At 59.6% G+C, this 18,797-nt stretch carries 14 protein-coding genes, 4 pseudogenes and 1 riboswitch; of the genes and pseudogenes, 12 read left to right on the top strand and 6 right to left on the bottom strand.

The features are described 5' to 3' along the window. The first annotated feature begins 70 nt into the window (after positions 1–70). Both ACFXS9_RS04485 and ACFXS9_RS04480 read left to right on the top strand, forming a co-directional pair. Positions 71–2,311 carry a hypothetical protein gene (locus ACFXS9_RS04485; RefSeq protein ID WP_392685454.1) on the top strand — a complete coding sequence of 747 codons (2,241 nt, stop codon included), beginning with the start codon at positions 71–73 and terminating at the stop codon, positions 2,309–2,311. 1,422 nt (positions 2,312–3,733) lie between these two features. Next, a pseudogene (locus ACFXS9_RS04480) lies at positions 3,734–4,429 on the top strand (IS5 family transposase); the annotation flags it as partial. A 135-nt stretch (positions 4,430–4,564) separates the two neighbouring features. Here the strand turns inward: ACFXS9_RS04480 and ACFXS9_RS04475 are convergent. From ACFXS9_RS04475 to ACFXS9_RS04460, 4 genes are all read right to left on the bottom strand, one after another. Further along, the gene (locus ACFXS9_RS04475; protein ID WP_057846708.1) at positions 4,565–5,149 is read right to left on the bottom strand and encodes an aminodeoxychorismate/anthranilate synthase component II; all 585 of its coding nucleotides are present in this window, start codon (positions 5,147–5,149) and stop codon (positions 4,565–4,567) included. Beyond that, on the bottom strand, positions 5,146–6,537 hold the full coding sequence (pabB, locus tag ACFXS9_RS04470) for an aminodeoxychorismate synthase component I (protein ID WP_392687266.1): 1,392 nt from the start codon (positions 6,535–6,537) through the stop codon (positions 5,146–5,148). Before pabB ends, ACFXS9_RS04475 begins: the two co-directional genes overlap by 4 nt. 117 nt (positions 6,538–6,654) lie before the next feature. Then, entirely contained in the window at positions 6,655–7,014 is a 360-nt protein-coding gene (locus tag ACFXS9_RS04465) for a Dabb family protein (protein WP_057846710.1), read from the bottom strand. A 171-nt stretch (positions 7,015–7,185) separates the two neighbouring features. Next, positions 7,186–7,821, bottom strand: coding sequence for a GntR family transcriptional regulator (locus ACFXS9_RS04460; protein WP_057846711.1), 636 nt, complete (start codon positions 7,819–7,821; stop codon positions 7,186–7,188). A gap of 232 nt (positions 7,822–8,053) precedes the next feature. Between ACFXS9_RS04460 and bioB the strand changes: the two genes are divergently transcribed. The 8 genes and pseudogenes from bioB to ACFXS9_RS04420 all read left to right on the top strand — a co-directional run. Next, positions 8,054–9,049: a biotin synthase BioB gene (gene bioB, locus ACFXS9_RS04455; protein ID WP_057846712.1), complete on the top strand. Its 996-nt coding sequence runs from the start codon at positions 8,054–8,056 to the stop codon at positions 9,047–9,049. 50 nt (positions 9,050–9,099) lie between these two features. Continuing rightward, positions 9,100–9,453 (top strand): aspartate 1-decarboxylase, encoded by a 354-nt coding sequence (panD, locus tag ACFXS9_RS04450; protein WP_057846713.1) that lies wholly within the window; start codon positions 9,100–9,102, stop codon positions 9,451–9,453. Between the two features lie 81 nt (positions 9,454–9,534). After that, complete coding sequence (locus ACFXS9_RS04445) at positions 9,535–10,686, top strand: 8-amino-7-oxononanoate synthase (RefSeq protein ID WP_392685449.1); 1,152 nt, start codon at positions 9,535–9,537, stop codon at positions 10,684–10,686. Beyond that, positions 10,683–11,315: a dethiobiotin synthase gene (gene bioD, locus ACFXS9_RS04440; protein ID WP_057846715.1), complete on the top strand. Its 633-nt coding sequence runs from the start codon at positions 10,683–10,685 to the stop codon at positions 11,313–11,315. Before ACFXS9_RS04445 ends, bioD begins: the two co-directional genes overlap by 4 nt. After that, entirely contained in the window at positions 11,312–12,577 is a 1,266-nt protein-coding gene (locus ACFXS9_RS04435; RefSeq protein WP_057846716.1) for an adenosylmethionine--8-amino-7-oxononanoate transaminase, read from the top strand. Before bioD ends, ACFXS9_RS04435 begins: the two co-directional genes overlap by 4 nt. A gap of 92 nt (positions 12,578–12,669) precedes the next feature. Continuing rightward, positions 12,670–12,942 (top strand): annotated as a pseudogene (locus ACFXS9_RS04430) (hypothetical protein); the annotation flags it as partial. Between the two features lie 460 nt (positions 12,943–13,402). Then, positions 13,403–13,603: a hypothetical protein gene (locus ACFXS9_RS04425; RefSeq protein WP_145963732.1), complete on the top strand. Its 201-nt coding sequence runs from the start codon at positions 13,403–13,405 to the stop codon at positions 13,601–13,603. A gap of 189 nt (positions 13,604–13,792) precedes the next feature. Further along, a pseudogene (locus tag ACFXS9_RS04420) lies at positions 13,793–14,222 on the top strand (3-methyl-2-oxobutanoate hydroxymethyltransferase); the annotation flags it as partial. Positions 14,223–15,252: 1,030 nt separating this feature from the next. On the opposite strand, the gene ACFXS9_RS04415 reads toward ACFXS9_RS04420, so the two are convergent. Together ACFXS9_RS04415 and ACFXS9_RS04410 are read right to left on the bottom strand one after the other, a co-directional pair. Further along, entirely contained in the window at positions 15,253–15,516 is a 264-nt protein-coding gene (locus tag ACFXS9_RS04415; protein ID WP_145963731.1) for a hypothetical protein, read from the bottom strand. Continuing rightward, a complete protein-coding gene (locus ACFXS9_RS04410) occupies positions 15,513–15,710 on the bottom strand; it encodes a DUF6925 family protein (RefSeq protein WP_374226579.1) in 198 nt (65 codons plus the stop codon). Before ACFXS9_RS04410 ends, ACFXS9_RS04415 begins: the two co-directional genes overlap by 4 nt. Positions 15,711–15,724: 14 nt before the next feature. On the opposite strand from ACFXS9_RS04410, the gene ACFXS9_RS04405 reads away from it, so the two are divergent. Further along, on the top strand, positions 15,725–15,943 hold the full coding sequence (locus tag ACFXS9_RS04405) for a hypothetical protein (protein WP_197427507.1): 219 nt from the start codon (positions 15,725–15,727) through the stop codon (positions 15,941–15,943). Between the two features lie 160 nt (positions 15,944–16,103). Next, positions 16,104–16,299: riboswitch (cobalamin riboswitch) on the top strand. Between the two features lie 101 nt (positions 16,300–16,400). Then, positions 16,401–18,715: pseudogene (metE, locus tag ACFXS9_RS04400) on the top strand (5-methyltetrahydropteroyltriglutamate--homocysteine S-methyltransferase). Positions 18,716–18,797: the final 82 nt, after the last annotated feature.

Genomic DNA, 18,797 nt, shown 5'->3' with positions numbered 1-18,797 from the left:
GTCAGCTACTCGTCAGCCAGCCTGTCTATCCAGACAGGCTGCGCATTCTCGCCCATATCGGAGATGGAATATGACGGGCATTGACCGACCTGGCAAATCGCACGTTGGGGCTGCAGGAGCCGACAGCACGTGGGGATCGAGCAGTTTGAGCCCGGAGCCCGGTCCCGCCCCCGGGCAAGGCAGGCAATCATTCGACTCCGTCGTGGAGCGGATGCGCTCCGGGCCCCAAGATAGAACGGCGCCGCTCGTGAGCCAGCCACCAACTTCGGGTGTGGCAGCCCCAAGAGGCGACGAGAACAAGGCAGCAAAGCGAAAAATGCGCAGCCTGCTTGAGGACCTTGATGCTTGTCGTAATGTGGCCACGCAAGCCCGGAACCCGTCGGAGGCGCAAGAGCTGATCGATCAAGTCGTCAAGGCAGGCTCAGCAGTTCTGGACTACTACGCGGGCCTGCCCCGAGATATGGCGCGTAGCATTCTGTCCGACAAGCAGGCTCGCCGACTCCGCGACGAGACGCTCGATGCGGCGGACGAATGCAACGCCGTGGCCACCTGGATTATCCACGACTTGGAGGCGAGCAGGAAGAAAGCAGCAGCCGTGCTCGACCAGATGCGCCAATCCAACGCGCCGCCCGGCCAACTGAGCCGAGCGGTTTCCGGCGTGGCGAAGCACTACCTGGCCTGCATGGAGTGGTGGGGAAAGAAGGCATTGCGCTCGGAACGGATGCAGTCCGTCTGCGCGGCCACTGCCAACTTGCCAAGCACCACGCCCGAGATGCGGAAGCCCGAAGAGGCCGCACTACGGCTGCATACCGGCTGGGCACTTTATACGAAGTGCATGTATCTGCAATCGCGGATCGCTCTCGCGCAGCTCATGATTGAGCCGCAGGCGAGCACGTTCGGACCAGCCGTGAGGGAAATCCTCATGGGTGAGAACGGGCGGGTGCGTCTGCTCGGAACCTTCATCGAGGATGTTTTTCCGGCATTCCTCTCGACGGCCGACGCGGTTCTAAACAGCAACGGAGCGGCACTCGACGCAGAGCACTGCACCGTTCTGGAAGGAGTCATGGAGCGGCTTTCGGAATTTGCGTTAGGGGTGAACGGCATCGTTGCCCGGCTAAGGGATGCCGGAACAGGTGCCGACCTTCCATTGGAACTGTTGGACCAGATCGTGGAAGGTGCATGGGTCACCGCGCACGAAGTCACGCGGCTTTTGGCAGTGCAGCCAAAGAGGCCAGTCCTGATTGAACCGCCTGCCCAGGCTGCGATACCGGAAAATACCGTCTTATTGGCTGAGGGCCACGCGGCGCGCAGGAAGGGGAAAGGCAAGCGCGCACCGGCCGCAGGCGAGAGGAGTTCAACTGCCGGGCTGCGCGAGCCGCAGCTCGCCAGGCCCGACGCTGCCACGGCCCCGACAGCCAAGGTTATCGTACTCTCGGATCTGGGTACGAAGAAACTCGCGAGTGCAGAGGAGGCACGCACGAGGGCGTCATCATCGGCGACCGGGCACCTGGAGATGTGGCAGGCTCCGCCCTCCAGGAACGCACTGACGGGATTACTCAAGCGATTGGACGAGCTGCTGCAGTTCGATCTGCCGGCTCAGCAAAGCGCCGTCTCGCAAGCGCGCCAGATGAAGCCCGAGGACGCCGACCACGTCGTGGATCTCGTCGTTAAGCGCCTGCAGACGCAGGCCGCCGAGATTGAGGCCTGTGTAGCCGCGCTGGAGGAGCCTCGCCGACGTGGCCTACTCACGCCTGCGCAAGTGCCCGAAGTGCACGAAAAAATAGTCCGGCTTAAGGCGATGTTGTCCGAGGTTCAGGGACAGACAAACTCATTGAACGCGCGAAAGGCGGCGATCACGATCGATTGCATGAAGACCTACGCGTTTCCGTCGCAGAAGTACCTTGAACAGTTGCGGGCGGCCGAGGAACTGGCGTCTGTGGATCCACCGCGCGCCTTGAAGGGCGAGCCAGGGACGCTGTTCGAGATCAAGCTGCAGCCCAAGGCGCTGCGTAGTGGTGCGATGCCAAGCCCGATGTGGGTGCACATCCATACGAAGCGGCCGGTACATGCGTGGCAGTTGGCGTCGCTGGGTGACGCCGACTTCGCCGCTTGCCACGTGAAGTCCAATGAACAGCGTGGCTACAATCGGCATTGGCAGAGCGCTCGAGCTGCGACGGGGCACGAGAACGTTGTGATTCACCGTGGCAAGCTTACGCCTGCGTTCTGTAAGTCGTTGTTGAGCATTGCCCCGTGGCACCCCCTTCCCGAGGCGGAGCACGCGTCGATGCAGTTCGCGCGCCTCGGGATGTAGTTACCTGAGTGTCTCGCGCCAGAGCGTCGCTGTGGTGACGCCATCAAGCAGACCGTTATCACCGAGAGGAAATCCTCGATGAGCTCGAAGCCGGCGCGGGCTCCCTCGAACAGATCGACAACGGGGGCCGACTGAAATTCGATCGGGAGCGTCATGACCCCGACTTCCTTCCGCTTGGCAGCTGAACTGTCAAATGCCGGCGATCGGCGGCACACCGCTCGGGGATTGGGACGCCCGGAGATAATTTAGCGCGGTAAGGACTCTCCTCCTGTCGTCGCTGTCGCCTATGAACTGCCGGACATCATCGTTGAGCGAAGCGTCATTGAGTCGACCGGCGATGGCCTGCTTGTTGTTATCAAAGAGCCAGCGGCCCAAGCCGAGAAGATAATCTACATGGCCCTTGGCGGTGCGCTCAGTGGCCGTCTTCTTGAGTGCGTCTCAAGCCCCAAATGAGGGGCGCATCCTCGGCATAAAGAGGCTGCCTTCTGCGACGGACGAAAACCCCACTTGATTGGAGCGGCTGCGGCACCGAAATGCCCGGCATCGCCTTACCGCCGCTACCTTGCGACTACTCGGGAGTAGTCCTCCCAGCGGCGGTTGCGTCATGGACATAGGTTCCGGTGGTGGCGCGCCGACTGGATCAGTGGGGGCTGCCTGCGAGGGTCTGAATTGGCAAATTCGCCCAGCTGGCGCCTAAAGGCCGCCGCATCTGCGGACGAGAACTCCGGTGTCCTCTCCTGCGGGTCCGCGTTGCCCGATTGTTGATGTAGTCGGTTAGTTAAAGGGAAATCCATCCGTTCTCACTTTCGAAAATTTAGGCCGATCCGAAGCTAGGCTCGGATCTGATGTGGAATTTCAGCCGGCAGACCGAGAACGATCAAGGCTTCAACTGCGAATCTGCTTCTGGACGTCGGACCTCAACAACAAACCACCGTACGTTCCCAAGGGGCCGCTTCCAAGCAGCTGAGCATCGGGCACTCCAATGTTCTTCCGGTGTCATCAGCCGTCTTTCGGGCGTCCGGAGACCACACTTTGCTATGGGGGAGCTGTCGAGAACCTGACGACCCAGCGCTCTTCAGCCGTCCGGCGTCAGGGCAGCATCATGCGCGCGCCTACGATCAAGCGGAGACCTTAGCGTGCCGCATTGACTACAACCGAGCGCGCAGTTGTAAGTCCGCAAAACACCTCAAAGGATCATGGTGCAGCTTTCTCGCGAGGAGCGCCACAAAACGGCTCGCCCGATCGATGGCCTTGCGGTCTCATTTGTTGATTCCGGGGGAGCGCACGGGATGATGCCTTTAGCTCGGCCGCTAATCGGACGCGGCGAGGGGCTCTCTAGGATTAGGTGCTGTGGACTTTTGGGGATTCCCTTGAGGCGGTAATCAGATTCAAGGCTGCTTTTTGGGGGACAGTCTTGGTGTGATGGACGGCTTGGTCTTGAGCGACGCGGCGTGGGATCGGATAGGGCCACTGATCATCGGCCGGCCCGATCAAAGGGGATCGACGAGACGCGACCACCGGATGTCGTGGAGGGCGTCCTTTGGATTGTGCGCACGGTGCTCCCTGGCGTGATCTTCCAGAGCTGTTTGGCGATTGGAACAGCGTTTTCCAGCCCTTCAGTCGCTGAACACCCAGGTTGTTTGGTGGCGCATCTTCGAGGCGATGTCCGCTAATCCGGACTTCGAATACCTGATCGTTGATTCCACCATCGTCCGAGCCCATCAGCACGCTGCCGCGGCTAAAAAAAGGGCCTGAAGATCGAGCCATCGGCCGTTCTCGCGATGGCCTGAGCACCAAGATCCACATGGTCGTTCGAGGCTTGGGATGCCCGCGCGGTTCACACTAACTGCGGGTCAGAACGATGATACACCGCAAGCCGCAGCCTTGATAGAGGGATTATCCGCCGAAGTCGTCATGGCTGACACGGCCTATGACGCGGACCACTTACGCCTAGCCAACGCCCGCCAAGAGCGGACTGTCATTCCCAACAACCGGTCACGGGGGCTCAAATATCCGCTCGACAAGCATCTCTACGCCCAGAAACATCGTGTGGAATGCGGCTTCAGCAAGCTCAAGCAGTTCCGACGCGTAGCAACCCGCCTCGAAAAACCGCCCGAAGCGATTGCGCCGTCGTCACTCTCCAGCCAAGTGTCCACACGACCCATCTGCTTAGTACCTATCAGACCCGCAGAAGCTGACGAATTCGCTTCCGTGCGTCCAGCTGGCAATTGTGCGACACGCTCTCCGATATCCTTACGATCTACGAGTCTCTGCGAGTCGCAAGAAGTTCATCAGTAGCAGCTGCCCTTGTTGAGTGAGTATCGATTCCGGGTGGAACTGCACGCCATAGGTCGGGTGAGAGCGATGTGCGAGGGCCATGATCTCGCCTTCGTCCGAACGCGCTGTCACTGCGAGTTGAGGTGCGCATGACCCGTCGAGCTCAACAACAAGCGAATGGTAGCGTCCAACGCAAAGTGGGGACGAAAGGTCCTTGAACAGTCCGCGACCGTCATGAGCTACGTATGAGGACCGGCCGTGCATGGGACGACGTGCACGCGCCACGCGTCCGCCGAACGCGCTCCCAATGCACTGGTGTCCGAGACAGATGCCCAGAATTGGGACGCGACCTGACAGTTCGCGGATGACGGCGGTCGAGATTCCGGCCTGAAGTGGTGTGCAGGGACCAGGGGAGAGGACCACGGCGCGCGGCTTGAGGCCGGCAAGGTCGCTGACGCTGACGGCGTCGTTCCGTATCACTGCCGTTGCTGCACCTAGCTTGCGGAAATAGCGGGCAATGTTGAAGACAAAAGAGTCGTAGTTGTCGATGATGACAATCAAAATGCACCACAGCTCCCAGCACGAAATGCGTCAAAGATTCGCTGCGCCTTGGCGAGCGTCTCCTCGTATTCGGCCTCTGGATCCGACATCGCCGTGATCCCGCTCCCTGCACAAAACACAGCCAAGTCATCGTCGAATGTGACCGTGCGGATCGCAATGTTCGTATCCATGTGCCCGTTGAAGCCGATAAAGCCGATCGCCCCGCAATAGACCTCTCGCGCCACCCGCTCGATCTCCGCAATAATTTCCATCGATCGCACCTTGGGCGCCCCGGTGATGGAGCCGCCGGGAAAGCACGCTCGCAGTAAGGTGACGGCGTCTTCATCTCCGGCAAGTTCACCCGTCACGGTCGACACGAGGTGGTGCACTGAGGCATAGGATTCCAGGGCACACAGCGCTGGAACCTCGACCGACTGCGGCGTGCAAACGCGTGACAGATCGTTGCGCAGGAGGTCGACGATCATCGTGTTCTCGGCACGGTCCTTTTCGGACGCGAGGAGGAGTTCAGCGCGGCGCCGGTCGTCCTTGGAATCAGCGGAGCGCGCGATCGTGCCCTTGATCGGGCGCGTTTCGACCTGCCGTCCATTAAGTTTGAGGAATCGTTCTGGCGAGCTCGAGGCAATAGTCAGCCTGCCATAGCGCAGGAGGGCCGCAAAGGGGGCCGGGTTCAACGACCGCAGCCGACAATAGAAAGCCAGCGGATCAAATGAGCTCGACAGGCGGGCGCTGAAGCGCTGCGCAATGTTCGCTTGGAAGATGTCGCCAGCCAGAATCAAGTCGATGACGCGCTGCACCGCCGCAATGTAGCCCTCACGGCTGAAGTTCGAATGCCATGCGCCCGCTGTGGCGAGGAGGTCATTCCGCGGCGCCCTTGGGCCGGCGAGCCGCGCTGCAAACTCATCGGCCCGACGGCGCGCACGCTCGCGCCGTCGTGCGAGATCCTGCTCCGGCCATCCGGTCGAGACGAGCCAGCATTTTTCGTCACGGCGGTCGAAGCTGATGACCACATCATAGAAATGCAGGATGGATTGCGGCAACCTCTGACCGGAAATTGCCGGCGCGGGCAGTCGCTCCAGTGTCCTGTTCAGATCATAAGCAAAGAAGCCAGCCGCACCACCCTGGAACGGCGGCAGATCGGGACGATGCTCTTCGCGGTACCTGGCGAGCAGGGTGCGAAGAGCTCGCCACGGATTGCCCGCAAGAGTCTCTCCGTTGCAACTCGCCTGTCCGTCCGCGACCATATAGGTGCTGAAGGGGTCGCAGGCCATATAGGAGTAGCGCCCGAGCAGCTGCGGTGCAGCGCTATCGAGGAACGTCAGGTGCGGTCGATGCGCGAGACAGCGCATCGCGGTGACAGGCTCAATCCACTGCAGTTCGCGGACGTGCATCGCCTTGTCACTCACCGACGATTGGCGTGCTGGTGAGACGCGCTCCGATTACGAATCCCCACCCCGACGAGAGCGATGCTCGTCTGGCCCGGCAAGGTCTTGAGATCGATTGCCAGGTTAACCCCCGCCGGTGGACCCGAAGCGCCCACTACCTTGGCTTACCGCTGCCGTCGAGGCGAACCGCGCATCTGTGGCTACATTATAGTCGGCCGCGAACCGCAGCTCCCGGAGGGATCGTACCCGCCTGACCGATTCCTGGTAGAGATCGTGCGCTTTGTATGCTGCGAGCTCCGTCTCGTTGTCGAACTCACCATAAACCACCACGTCGATCTCGTTGCCAAGCTGGTCGGTCTTGCGGTTGCGCGCAACCTCGAGCCGGCGTGCATGCGGGATTGTGGTGAGAAGCGAAAGGCCTTCGATGATTTGGTCGATATGGGCCTGATCTTTGGCGCTGAACAAGACGATGTGACGAATCATGGATGGCCTTAAGGAGTGATGTCGCAAGGAGGTCGCATAACTAGCTTAGGAACGAGCCCGCTGCAACGGCGGGCGGCCGCAAGCCGCCTCGCGCGGCAAGACGGTCGAAGGTTTGACGCTCTTACGCTTCGCCCGCGGTCGGCAACGCAACTCGCCAAATCTCATTCCTGGTCAGGACGCGGGAAGGGCCAGGCGCTCAATCGTTTGAATGTGGCGCGCGAGCAGACTACAGGCCTGGTCGGTGTTGCGCACTCGCAGGGCTTGCAGAATCAGGCGGTGATCCTGATTGGACCGCGGTCGCCAGCCGCTACTGCGCGCCACCGCGAACACGACTCGTGAATTGGCAAGCTGTAGTCCGTCGAGGCTCGCGAGCAGGCGCGGCATCGCGCAGGGCGCCACCAGCGCGTGGTGAAAGGCGCGGTTGGCCATTTCAAAGTCCTGAATCGTTTGGGCATTGTCTCCTTCAATCAGGGCAAGCTCGATCCGTGCCAAATGTCTAGAGGTGAGCTTTGGCGCCGCATTGCGCAGCGCGACCACTTCGAGCGCGGCACGCATCTCGGCGATCTCCTTCACCGAATTGGTATCGAGCGGAGCAACCCGCACACCGCGACGGGGCACGCCGACGACAAGCTGTTGGGCCTGAAGTTGCCGAAACGCCTCGCGCACCGGGACGTGGCTGGAGTTGAATTCTCGCGCGAAATGATCCTGCCGGAGTGGGGCGTCTGGTTGCAGCGCGCCGCTGATAATGCGCGCAGCGATTGCCGCTGCAATGCGACCCGCCATCGTCGTGTTCTCGCCGTCCTTCATAGATTATCTATCAAATTATGCGCCGGCCGTGCGCGACGACTCGGCCGTAGCAATCGGGAATGGCCTCTTTTTGCAGATTTTCTGCAATCCGGGCAGATTTCCGGGGCCTTTGAGCGTTGACACATCTTTATGTTCGTCCTGGAGAACGCATAGAAAGGGTCCAACGGACGGACGGGCACGCATAATAAATAATCGACGTCCTTATCTATTAAAAATTGGGAAGGCAAGTTATATGGTTGCTGTCGTGGGAGTAGAAGGGAATGACAGGGGCAACGGCGTGCCGGTCCGAAGTGACTGGGAGCGAGCCGAGGCCGGCGCGCTTTATGGCCTGCCGTTTGCCGACCTGATGTTTCAGGCGCAGAGCGTTCATCGCGATAACTTCGATCCAAACCGCGTCGAAACAGCAAGCCTGCTCAGCATCAAGACCGGCGGTTGTCCGGAAGACTGCGGCTACTGCGCGCAGAGCGCGCACTACGACACCAGCCTGAAAGCCACCCGCCTGATGGATCGCGCCGATGTGGTCGCCACTGCGCAGCGCGCCAAGGATGCCGGCGCGACTCGCTTCTGCATGGCCGCCGCCTGGCGCGGTCCAAAAGATCGCGATCTCGATCAGGTCTGCGACATGGTCACCGCGGTCAAAGGGCTTGGCATGGAAACCTGCGTCACGCTCGGCATGCTGACGCCTAAGCAGGCCGCACGGCTCTCTGAGGCCGGTCTCGACTTCTACAATCACAACGTTGACACCTCGCCGGAGTTCTACGACAAAATCATCACCACCCGCACCCTGCAGGACCGCGTCGACACACTTGCGCACGTCCGCGATGCCGGCATCAAGGTGTGCAGTGGCGGCATTATCGGCATGGGCGAGCGCCTCGAGGACCGGCTCGGCATGCTCGTCCTGCTCGCCAATCTGCCGAGCCATCCGCAAAGCGTGCCAATCAATCTATGGAACGAGGTCACGGGCGTACCGGTCTATGACACCGCGGAGCGCCCCAATCCGATCGCGCTGGTGCGCCTGATAGCGACGGCCCGAATCATGATGCCGAAGAGCGTGGTGCGGTTATCCGCCGGACGGCAGTACATGACCGACGAATTGCAGGCGCTGTGCTTTTTGGCCGGCGCAAATTCGATCTTTATCGGCGATGTACTGTTGACCACCAAGAACCCGCAGCGCGACCGCGACGCGAGTTTGTTGCGCCGGCTCGGCATCACGTCCGGGCTTGCCTGATTGAAAACAGCTAAACGGGCGCTGTGCGCAAACTCCGGCTTAGGTGAGAAATGCAGATTACGTTGATGAAAGGCAAAATCCATCGCGCCTCGGTAACCGAAGCCGATCTGTACCTTGAAGGTTCGATTTCGATTGATCGGGCGCTGCTGGACGCGGCGGGATTCCTGATCAACGAGCGCGTCGAAATCTACAACATCGAAACCGGAGCGAGTTTCGCCACCGAGGTGATGGAAGCGCCCCGCGGGTCTGGCGCCATAGATTTGAACGGTGCGGCTGCGCGGCTCGCGATGCCCGGAGACAAAATTATTATCGTTGCATATGCCTCCTTTGATGAGGCGGAAGCAAAAATCTTCAGGCCGCGTGTTGTGCTGGTTGACGGAGAAAATCGCATCTTGTCACGTTGAAAGCTAAGGTCGCTGCTGAAGCAGTTGTTCTTAGCGGCTAATGGAATTCTTGCGCGATGGATCGTGACCCTGGAGTGAAGAATGAACGCGAACCACGCGGCCAAAGTTGCCGATTATGTCGCGGCCTTGCATGTCCTGAAACACGACAATCGCCTGCGGAGTCTCAGGCGGCGCGCGGGAATTGATTTCGCATCGAACGATTATCTGGCGCTCGCGAGCGCGCCGCGTATGAAAAAGGCTCTCATGGCCGCGCTCGAGGCCGGCACACCAATCGGCGCTGGCGGGTCGCGGCTTCTCCGCGGCAATTGCGAGGAGCACGAAGTTCTCGAAGCAGAAGCTGCCAGGTTCTTTGGGGCAGAGACGGCGCTTTTCTTTAGCGGCGGTTATGTCGCAAACTTTGCTATCCTAACAACGCTGCCGCAGCGGGGCGATTTGCTTGTTCTCGATTCGCTCGTGCACGCGAGTATTCATGAAGGGGCGCGAGCTGGCCGGGCCGAGTTTCGGATAAGCGCCCATAACGACCTCCAGTCGATCGAAAATATAATTCGTGACTGGCGGGAAGGCGGAACGGGCCGCGTCTGGATCGTGGTCGAAAGTCTCTACAGCATGGATGGCGATTTCGCGCCGCTCGAAGAGCTGGTCGCGATTGCGGACCGGCACGATGCATTCCTGATGGTGGATGAGGCTCATGCCACAGGCGTTTACGGCGAGCAGGGACGAGGACTCACCGCGCCCCATGAAAGGCGCGAAAATCTCTTGGTCGTTCATACCTGCGGCAAGGCGCTGGGTACGGCCGGCGCGCTTGTCACTGCCTCCGGCGTGCTGCGCGACTTTATGATCAATCGCTGCCGTCCGTTTATCTACGCCACGGCGCCATCACCCTTGACGGCTGTCGCCGTGCGCGAGGCAATCTTGATCCTGCAGCAGGAACCCGAGCGTCAGCAACGTTTGGCCAACCTGGTCGCATTCACGCATCGGGAGATCGGCGTGCGCGGTTTGCGAAATACTTCGGACTCGCAGATCGTGCCCTATATTGTTGGCGACAACTCGCGTGCGATGCGGCTTGCATCGAGGCTGCAGGCTCGCGGCTTCGATATCCGCGGAATCCGGCCGCCAACTGTGCCGGCGGGCACAGCCCGTTTACGAATTTCACTGACACTCAACGTTGTGGAGGATGACGTGCGCGCGATGCTCGATGCTCTCATAGAGGAGACGAGAGGTGAATCTCGATGAGTCAGCGGATCGTAGTAATAGGCACAGATACCGGGATCGGAAAAACGGTTTTTTCTGCGGGACTCGCCGATCTCCTCGGCGCGAACTATTGGAAACCGATTCAGGCCGGCCTCGAAGGGGAGACCGACACGGAGCTCGTCGCACGGCTGGGCAGCCTCTCAGCCGATCGCATCGTGCCGGAGCTTTACCGCCTTCGAACGCCCGCTTCGCCCTATCATTCCGCCGAAATTGATGGAGTTCGCATTGACGCGGATTCGCTGGATGTGCCGGATACCGGGGAACGACCGCTAGTGATCGAGGGTGCCGGCGGGCTGATGGTGCCGCTGAGTCTCGGCGCAGTTTATGCTGACGTCTTTGAGCGATGGCGGCTTCCAGTCGTGCTTTGCGCAAGAACAGCGCTGGGCACCATTAATCACTCGCTGCTGTCGATAGAGGCTCTGCGAAAGCGCCAGATCGAGCTTCTTGGGATTGCGTTCATTGGCGAGAGAAATTCTGAGACTGAGAGCGCAATTTGCGAGATCGGGCGAGTGCGTTGGTTAGGGCGATTGCCCTGGCTTTCTCCTCTCACGGCAGACACGCTGCAGGCCGCGTTCAAAACCTCATTCCGCGGTGATGATTTCAAGCCATGATGCCAAAGACGAAGTCGCCGATCTGGCATCCGTTCACGCAACACGCGCTTCAAAACGAGATGACAAAGGTTGTGCGTGGTGAAGGGGCCTATCTCCACACCGCCGATGGTCGCCGCATCATCGATGCAATCTCATCCTGGTGGGTCGTGACGCATGGTCATTGCCATCCACATATCGTGAGCGCCATCCGGGAACAGGCAGGCAAGCTCAACCAGATCATCTTCGCCGGCTATACCCACGATCCGGCCGAGGAGGTTGCGGCGCTACTCTTGAAACTGGCACCCCGCGGCCTCGACCATGTCTTCTTCTCCGACAGTGGCTCAGCCAGTGTGGAAGTGGCCTTAAAAATGGCACTCGGCTACTGGCATAATATCGGCAAACAGCGAATACGCATCATCGTGATGCAAGATTCCTACCACGGCGATACGGTTGGGGCGATGTCGGTCGGTGCCCGAGGCGTGTTCAACGCTGCGTATGGGCCGCTGCTGTTCGACGTCACCTCAATCCCATTCCCCGCGGGAGGTCGTGAGCAGGCGACGCTCGACGCGCTCGAGTCCGCATGTCGAAACGAAATGCCGGCCGCCTTTATTGTGGAGCCTCTGATATTGGGGGCAGGCGGGATGCTGATGTACCCAGCCTGGGTGCTAAGAGAGATGAAGCGGATCTGCGAGGCCTCGGATGTCCTGTTCATTGCCGACGAGGTCATGACGGGCTGGGGCCGCACCGGAACGTTATTTGCCTGTGAGCAGGCCAATGTCACGCCCGATATTGCCTGCTATTCGAAGGGACTTACGGGAGGGGCGCTTCCGCTCGCCGTGACACTCTGCCGCGCAGATATTTTCGACGCACACTATTCGAAAGATCGTACGCGTACGTTCTTTCATTCGAGTTCATATACCGCGAATCCTGTAGCCTGCGCCGCCGCAAAGGCCAACTTGGATCTCTGGCAAGATCAGGAAACTCGCCAACGTGTTGCATCGGTCGCCACGATGCAAGAGCAGGCAATTGAGCCATTCCGCGCCGACCCTCGCTTTGCAAACATCCGTCAAACTGGTACCATTACAGCACTCGATCTGAAAACGAATGATGCGGGCTATCTCGCGGGCATCGGTCCGAAGCTTCAGGCTTTCTTTAAAGCCCGTAATCTGCTGCTGCGGCCGCTCGGCAACACGATCTATGTGATGCCGCCTTATTGCGTCACGGCGATAGATCTTGACCAAATCTATGCCGCCATCAGGGATTCTGCCGATGCGCAGGCTTGAGGACGCGCTTGGTGCGTGTAGCCACCATTAAACGTCTCCGCACGTTCTCTAAGGAACGCGAACACCTCGGATTCGCCTAGGCAGCCGCAAAAAATCTACATCTCACCCAGCCCACAGTGACCATGCATTTCGAGCAGCTGGAGATAAAAATCGGATTGCCGCCCTTTGACACCGCAAAGCACGAGGTGGCAGCGACGAGATCGGGGCGAGTGCTAGCACACGCACCCCATCAGCAAGGCCAGTTGAAATCGGTCGAAGAAACGCGTGCGAGCGCAGGATTTAACCGTCAACGCGCCGCTCATTGCATCAATCAAGACGAAAATATTCGTTACAGATTGGAAATCTCAGCGAAGGACTCCGATTGAGCCGTCGCTTCACCAGGGAAGCGCACATCAGGGTCAAACTCTTGCCCCCAGCGCCCGTACCTACCGCGAGACCTGGCATCGCCGACGCGGCATTTCACGTGCGGGCGTGGCGCTGAGGCGAAGAAAGTGCAGGGGCTATCCACCTAACGCCGATAGGAGGCGAAAATGCGCAACAGCTCCCATATTCCCTACTACGGTCCAGTGAGGTGCTGTGCGATATGCGGCGGAAAGTTCGGGCTGATCCGCTACTACTGCTGGCGAACGGCCCTTTGTTCGAACAAATGCGTCGACCACTTCAAGGCGCGGCGGGAGGCCGACCACAAATGGCTTCGCTGGTTGCGAGCGGCTTAAATGTGGCACCGAGTCGCGGGAGACAGGCGCGCGGCAGAAGCGCATTAGCGGAGTTGACAAACTTCTCATTAGAATTCGGTGTGACGCTAGAGTAGCATGGAAGCATCAAGTGACAGACACGTCGGCAACAATCATCGACTTCACTGCTTACAGGATGAACAAGCGTGCTGCGGCTGAGCTGTCGCGCGACGAAGTTTACTCGACCGCGCCCTATCGAGCGGTCGCATCCTTCTATTTCTTCTGGCCTTTTCTGGCCTGGATCCCGTTTGGTTTGCTGGATCTGCCCGCGTCGGACCAGGAGCCTTCGTGAGCAATCCCCGGACGCTGCGATGGGCATTGGCGACAGAGATGGTTGCGCGACGACTAACGTTTGTGCGTAGTTCTCCAATTTTGGAGAGGCAAGATCCTTCCTTCCCTCTACCATTGACGGTTTTCTCTCGACTTCCCTAGGAATCACTGGCTGCAGGGATACGGGGCGAGCGATCGACCGGGATCTAAAATGAGCCACAGTTCGGAGCAGCCTCTTGAACGTGTCGCTATCCAATGCTGCAGCGGCGGACAGTGGAGGGACGTCGTGTCGCCTGGGCACAGCGTACGAGGCTATTACGACACGCATCGTCGACGTCATCCTGGCCGGAGATAGCGTTGGCAACGTCCGCCTCGGATTCGGCAAACACAGTGCCGGTCAGTGGCCATGGGAATTATTACTTAGATGCGGTTGCGCGCACACAGGCCAGACCTATGCCTTGCTTCTGGCGGAACGCCGGAGGCTTCCTTCAGCGTGGCAGCGACGCCGTGAAGCTCAAGGGTGGTGCCAAGCGTGTCGAAATGGCGCGTGCCTGGTCGATTCCGAAATTCCTATGACGAACCGTCTCGGCCTCACCCCTCAGAGCGTTAATGTCATGGGTGGATCAAAAGTGCAGGGAAGGAAAGCCGATGAGAACCAAACGACTGAGTGCTAAAAAAACGGAAACTTGCACTGGATAGGTGTTTTCGTGGATGAGCAGTTTTTAAAGGACCGGGCCCAGATCATTCGCGATCTAGCGGACAAGGCAGACCCTTTCACCAGAAAAAGGCTGCTGGACCTAGCGGAACGGTATGACAGACGGAGGAGACCGACGGTCTCAGATGACAAAGCACGGCGCAACTAATTGGTCGTCTGGAAGTATTCCGACGGATCTGGCGGCTCACGGTTCGATGTGGCCGATTTCGTGAACTCGATATACATGAGCGACGCTCTGGAGTCCGCTTGAAGATACCCGACCGCAACCTTTCTTGCAGAGCCGCTCGCCCGAAGACGCGGAGGCGGCTTATTACATTACGAGGACGTCAATCGCCGGCCTTGCGGAGGCGTCCTATTCTTGAAATCAAATCGAAAATTGGATGGGTGACCGTACGCCGGCATTTACGAACAACTCTTCCAAGGGGCTAATGACCCTGGATCTGCGCGGGAACCTACTCGCACCATGCGTTTTTGCGTTCAAAGCCCATTGAATCCTGCAAGTCAATCTCTTGCTGGAGGCAGAAAAAAGGCCGCGCGAATGTTACGCGCGGCCAAGTCAGGGAGGAAACGCCCCAAGGGGCCGCTGAAGGAGCATCGAGATGAGTAGATCGATCACTCACCGAGAGCTCCAAGCTTGTGAGAACATCAGTGTTAAGAGATGCCCTTTTAGTCGTCTCTAGTCGCGCGAACAAATGATCGAATACTCGAGTTCTTGCGCCGTTTGGCGGTGATTTTTGCGCATGTGTCGCATCTTTTGTGCAAAGATGATCAACTGGACGCAGCGTGCAGCTCAACGCATCGGTCGGTCTACCGCGATAAGCCCGGATGCCTAGGGAGGTCACCGTTTCCCTTCGTTGTTCAGGGGGGATGGTCATCTCGGCGACACTCGTCACGGGTTTCGGTGATCTATTATAGTCTGTATGTAAAGTACACTGCGAATTCAGAATCTTGAGCAGCTACAGGCCGATAGGAATGTCAATGTAGCGCATCGATGGGTCGTCGGCGTCCACCGGACCGAGCTCGTCCCAGGCCGACAGCCAAGCCGCAAGCACTGCCGATGTCTGCTCCAAGGCCTGCACCTGGCGAAGCGTCACGCGGAATATGGCGCAGGCAAAATGGTCGTTTCGGAGTGCGACGGTGGATGGTTCAAGTCCGCAGACGACGGAATGGATGACATGCCGCTCGAAGGCCACGAGATCGGGGTTGCCCGTAACTTTCAAGCAAGGGCCTGAAAGGTGATGCGGCAGTCATGCCTGAACGGGCGTTTTTGGCCAAGGTGGTCGCGGAGCGGATGCAGGGGATAGAGATGCGCGCAGGTGGGCAACCCTCGGGCAATGGCTACGTCACTGCATGGGTACGGCGATGCGACGGTACTTTCGGCAAAGATATGGGTGTGCCTCGCGATACAGCACATAAGCGCGTGCAGAGTTGGAGGCGGGCGCCTACCGATTTTCCCGGCGCGCTCAACACCGCGGAAATGTTCCTGCCTTTGCCGAGCGGATGCCGGGCGTGCCGCTGCTCGCCAACATGACCGCCTTCGGCAAGACGCCGTTGCTTTGCGGTGGCAGAATTCGAGGTAACTATTCAATGGTGATCTGGCCGGTGTCTGCGCTGCGGGTGGCTAACAAGGCGCAGGAAGATCTGTAAGCTGCGATCGCGCGACCGCGGCACCCACAAGATTGTCGATCGAATCCAGACGCGCGCCGAACTCTATGCGACGATCGGGCCGCACGACGACGAGGCGCTAGATGCCTCCGTTGTCCAGACGATCGCTCCCGAGAACCGAACGGAACGGCCCCTCTTGCAGGTAATCGGAGATGTCGAGGCTCTCCGGATTGATCCGGAGCTAAGAGGGAAGCCGGTGCGATGCCGGCGCTGCCCCCGCAACTGTAAGCGGCGAGCCGCTGTCCAATAGAAGTCACTGAAGCGACGCGGCTTCGGGAAGGCCGGATAGCAGCGACGACCCGCGAGCCGGGAGACCTGGCCCGACAACATATTCGTCCACGGGCGGGGTGTCCCGGTGGTGCGCCAAGCAGTTGCCGCTTCGGCGGCTTTTTCTGCACGCGTCCGCCATGGCCTTTGCTCCCAACATAGGGTTGAAGCTATGTCTCTTCTCTCGATTCCTGTCGCTACCCTCGGCACGCCGCGCATCGGTCCGCGCCGCGAACTCAAACTCGCGCTCGAGAGCTATTGGGCCGGAAAGTCTGACGAAACGCAGCTTCTTGAGGCTGCGGCTGCGCTTCGCGCGCGGCAGAAATCGCTCGGCGTAACCGTAATTCCTTCAAACGACTTCTCGCTTTATGACCATGTGCTCGATGTCAGCGTGATGGTCGGTGCCATTCCGGAAATTTACGGTTGGAGCGCAGGCCCTGTTTCGCTCAAGACCTACTTTGCGATGGCACGGGGCGCACAGCGCGATGACCATGATGCGAATTGCGGTCACGCCGAGCACGGCGCCGCAGCGCAGGAGATGACCAAATGGTTCGACACCAATTATCACTACATGGTGCCGGAATTTCACAAGGACCAGACCTTCACGCTTTCCTCTCGCAAGCCGATCGAGGAGTATGAAGAGGCGAAAAGCCTGGGTTGTCAGACGCGCCCGGTGCTGGTTGGTCCGGTCACCTTTCTGAAGCTCGGCAAGAGCGCAGATCCTGCATTCGATCCGCTGTTGCTCCTTGATAGGCTGCTGCCGGTCTATGTAGATGTTCTCCGCGAACTCACCCTAAGGGGCGCCGAGTGGGTGTAGCTGGACGAGCCATGTCTGGTCCTGGACCTCGACGACGCTACACGCGACGCGCTGCGCCGGACCTACGCCCACTTGGCCAAGAAGGTTCCCGACCTCAAGATCATGCTCGCTACCCATTTTGGAACGATCGGCCACAACCTGGAAACCGCTTTGACGTTGCCGGTTGCGGGCCTTCACATCGACCTGGTCCGCGCCCCAGAGCAGTTGAGCCCGATTGTCGCCGACGCTCGAAGGGATATTGTCCTCTCTCTCGGCGTCGTCGATGGCCGCAATGTCTGGCGTTCGAACCTTCCAGCGGTGCTCGACCGGTTCGAACCTGCCGTCGCAAGCTTGGCGAGGACCGCGTGCAGATTGCACCCTCATGCTCGCTGCTTCATGTCCCGATCGACCTCGATCTCGAGACCGATCTCGATCCCGACGTGAAAAGCTGGCTTGCTTTCTCCGTCCAGAAGATCGGAGAACTCGCAACGTTGGGAGGCGTGCTGGCTAAAGGCTGGGAGGAAGCGGCGGATGTACTTGCGGCCTCAGCAGGCGCGGCCGTCGCGTGCGAAACGTCGCCCAACGTTCACAATGCGAACGTCGCCAAGCGAATGGCTGCAATCGATGATAGCATGCGGCGCCGTCGCAGTTCTTTCGCCCGGCGCGCCGAGGTTCAGCGCGCGCGGTTCGGATTGCCGACATTTCCCTCGACGACGATCGGATCGTTCCCGCAGATGGCGGAAGTTCGCAACGCCCGCGCGGCCCATGCGCGGGGAACGATGAGCGACGCACAATACGAGCAGTTTCTCAAAGAGGAGACGGCACGCGCGGTGCGCTGGCAGGAAGACATCGGTCTCGACGTTCTCGTGCATGGCGAGTTCGAGCGCAATGACATGGTGCAGTATTTCGGCGAGCAGCTGTCCGGCTTCGCATTCACCAAGCATGGTTGGGTTCAGTCCTACGGCTCGCGTTGTGTCCGGCCGCCCATCCTGTTTGGCGATATCTCCCGGCCGAAGCCGATGGCGGTGGAGTGGTGGCGCTACGCGCAATCGCTGACCAAGAAGCCACTGAAGGCGATGCTGACAGGACCGGTGACGATCCTGAACTGGTCGTTCGTCCGTGATGATATTCCACGGAGCGAAGCATGCCGTCAGATCGCGCTAGCGATCCGTGACGAGGTGATCGACCTCGAGAGGTCCGGCGCGATGATGATCCAGATTGACGAGGCTGCGCTCCGAGAAGGATTGCCGCTGCGCAAGTCACAATGGAAGACCTACCTCGGCTGGGCCGTAGACAGCTTCCGCATTTGCTCGTCGGGCGTGGCCGACGAGACCCAGATCCACACCGATATGTGTTATTCCGAGTTCAACGACATCATCGATGCGATCGCGGCAATGGATGCCGACGTCATCTCGATCGAGACGTTGCGGTCAAAGATGCAACTGCTTGACGCCTTCAAGAGCTACAAATATCCGAACGAGATCGGACCCGGCGTTTACGACATCCATTCGCCGCGCGTGCCGGACGCGGCCGAGATGAAGAACCTCATTGCGCTGGCGCGGCAGCGGCTTTCCGATGCGCAGCTCTGGATCAATCCCGATTGCGGCCTGAGAACGCGCCGATGGGATGAGGTGCGTCCCGCGCTCATCAATATGGTCGCCGCTGCCCGTGAATTGCGGGCGGCGTCGTGAGAAATTGCCGGCTGCATTGCTATCACGGCTCAACGCGGCGGAGCTGGCGCACTAAAGCTAATCCTAATTCCGCAAATCACTT

The organism is Bradyrhizobium sp. RDI18 (assembly GCF_043203335.1).
In the GTDB taxonomy this organism is placed as follows: Bacteria; Pseudomonadota; Alphaproteobacteria; order Rhizobiales; family Xanthobacteraceae; genus Bradyrhizobium; species Bradyrhizobium retamae.
This window is presented reverse-complemented; position numbering and strand designations above follow the sequence as displayed.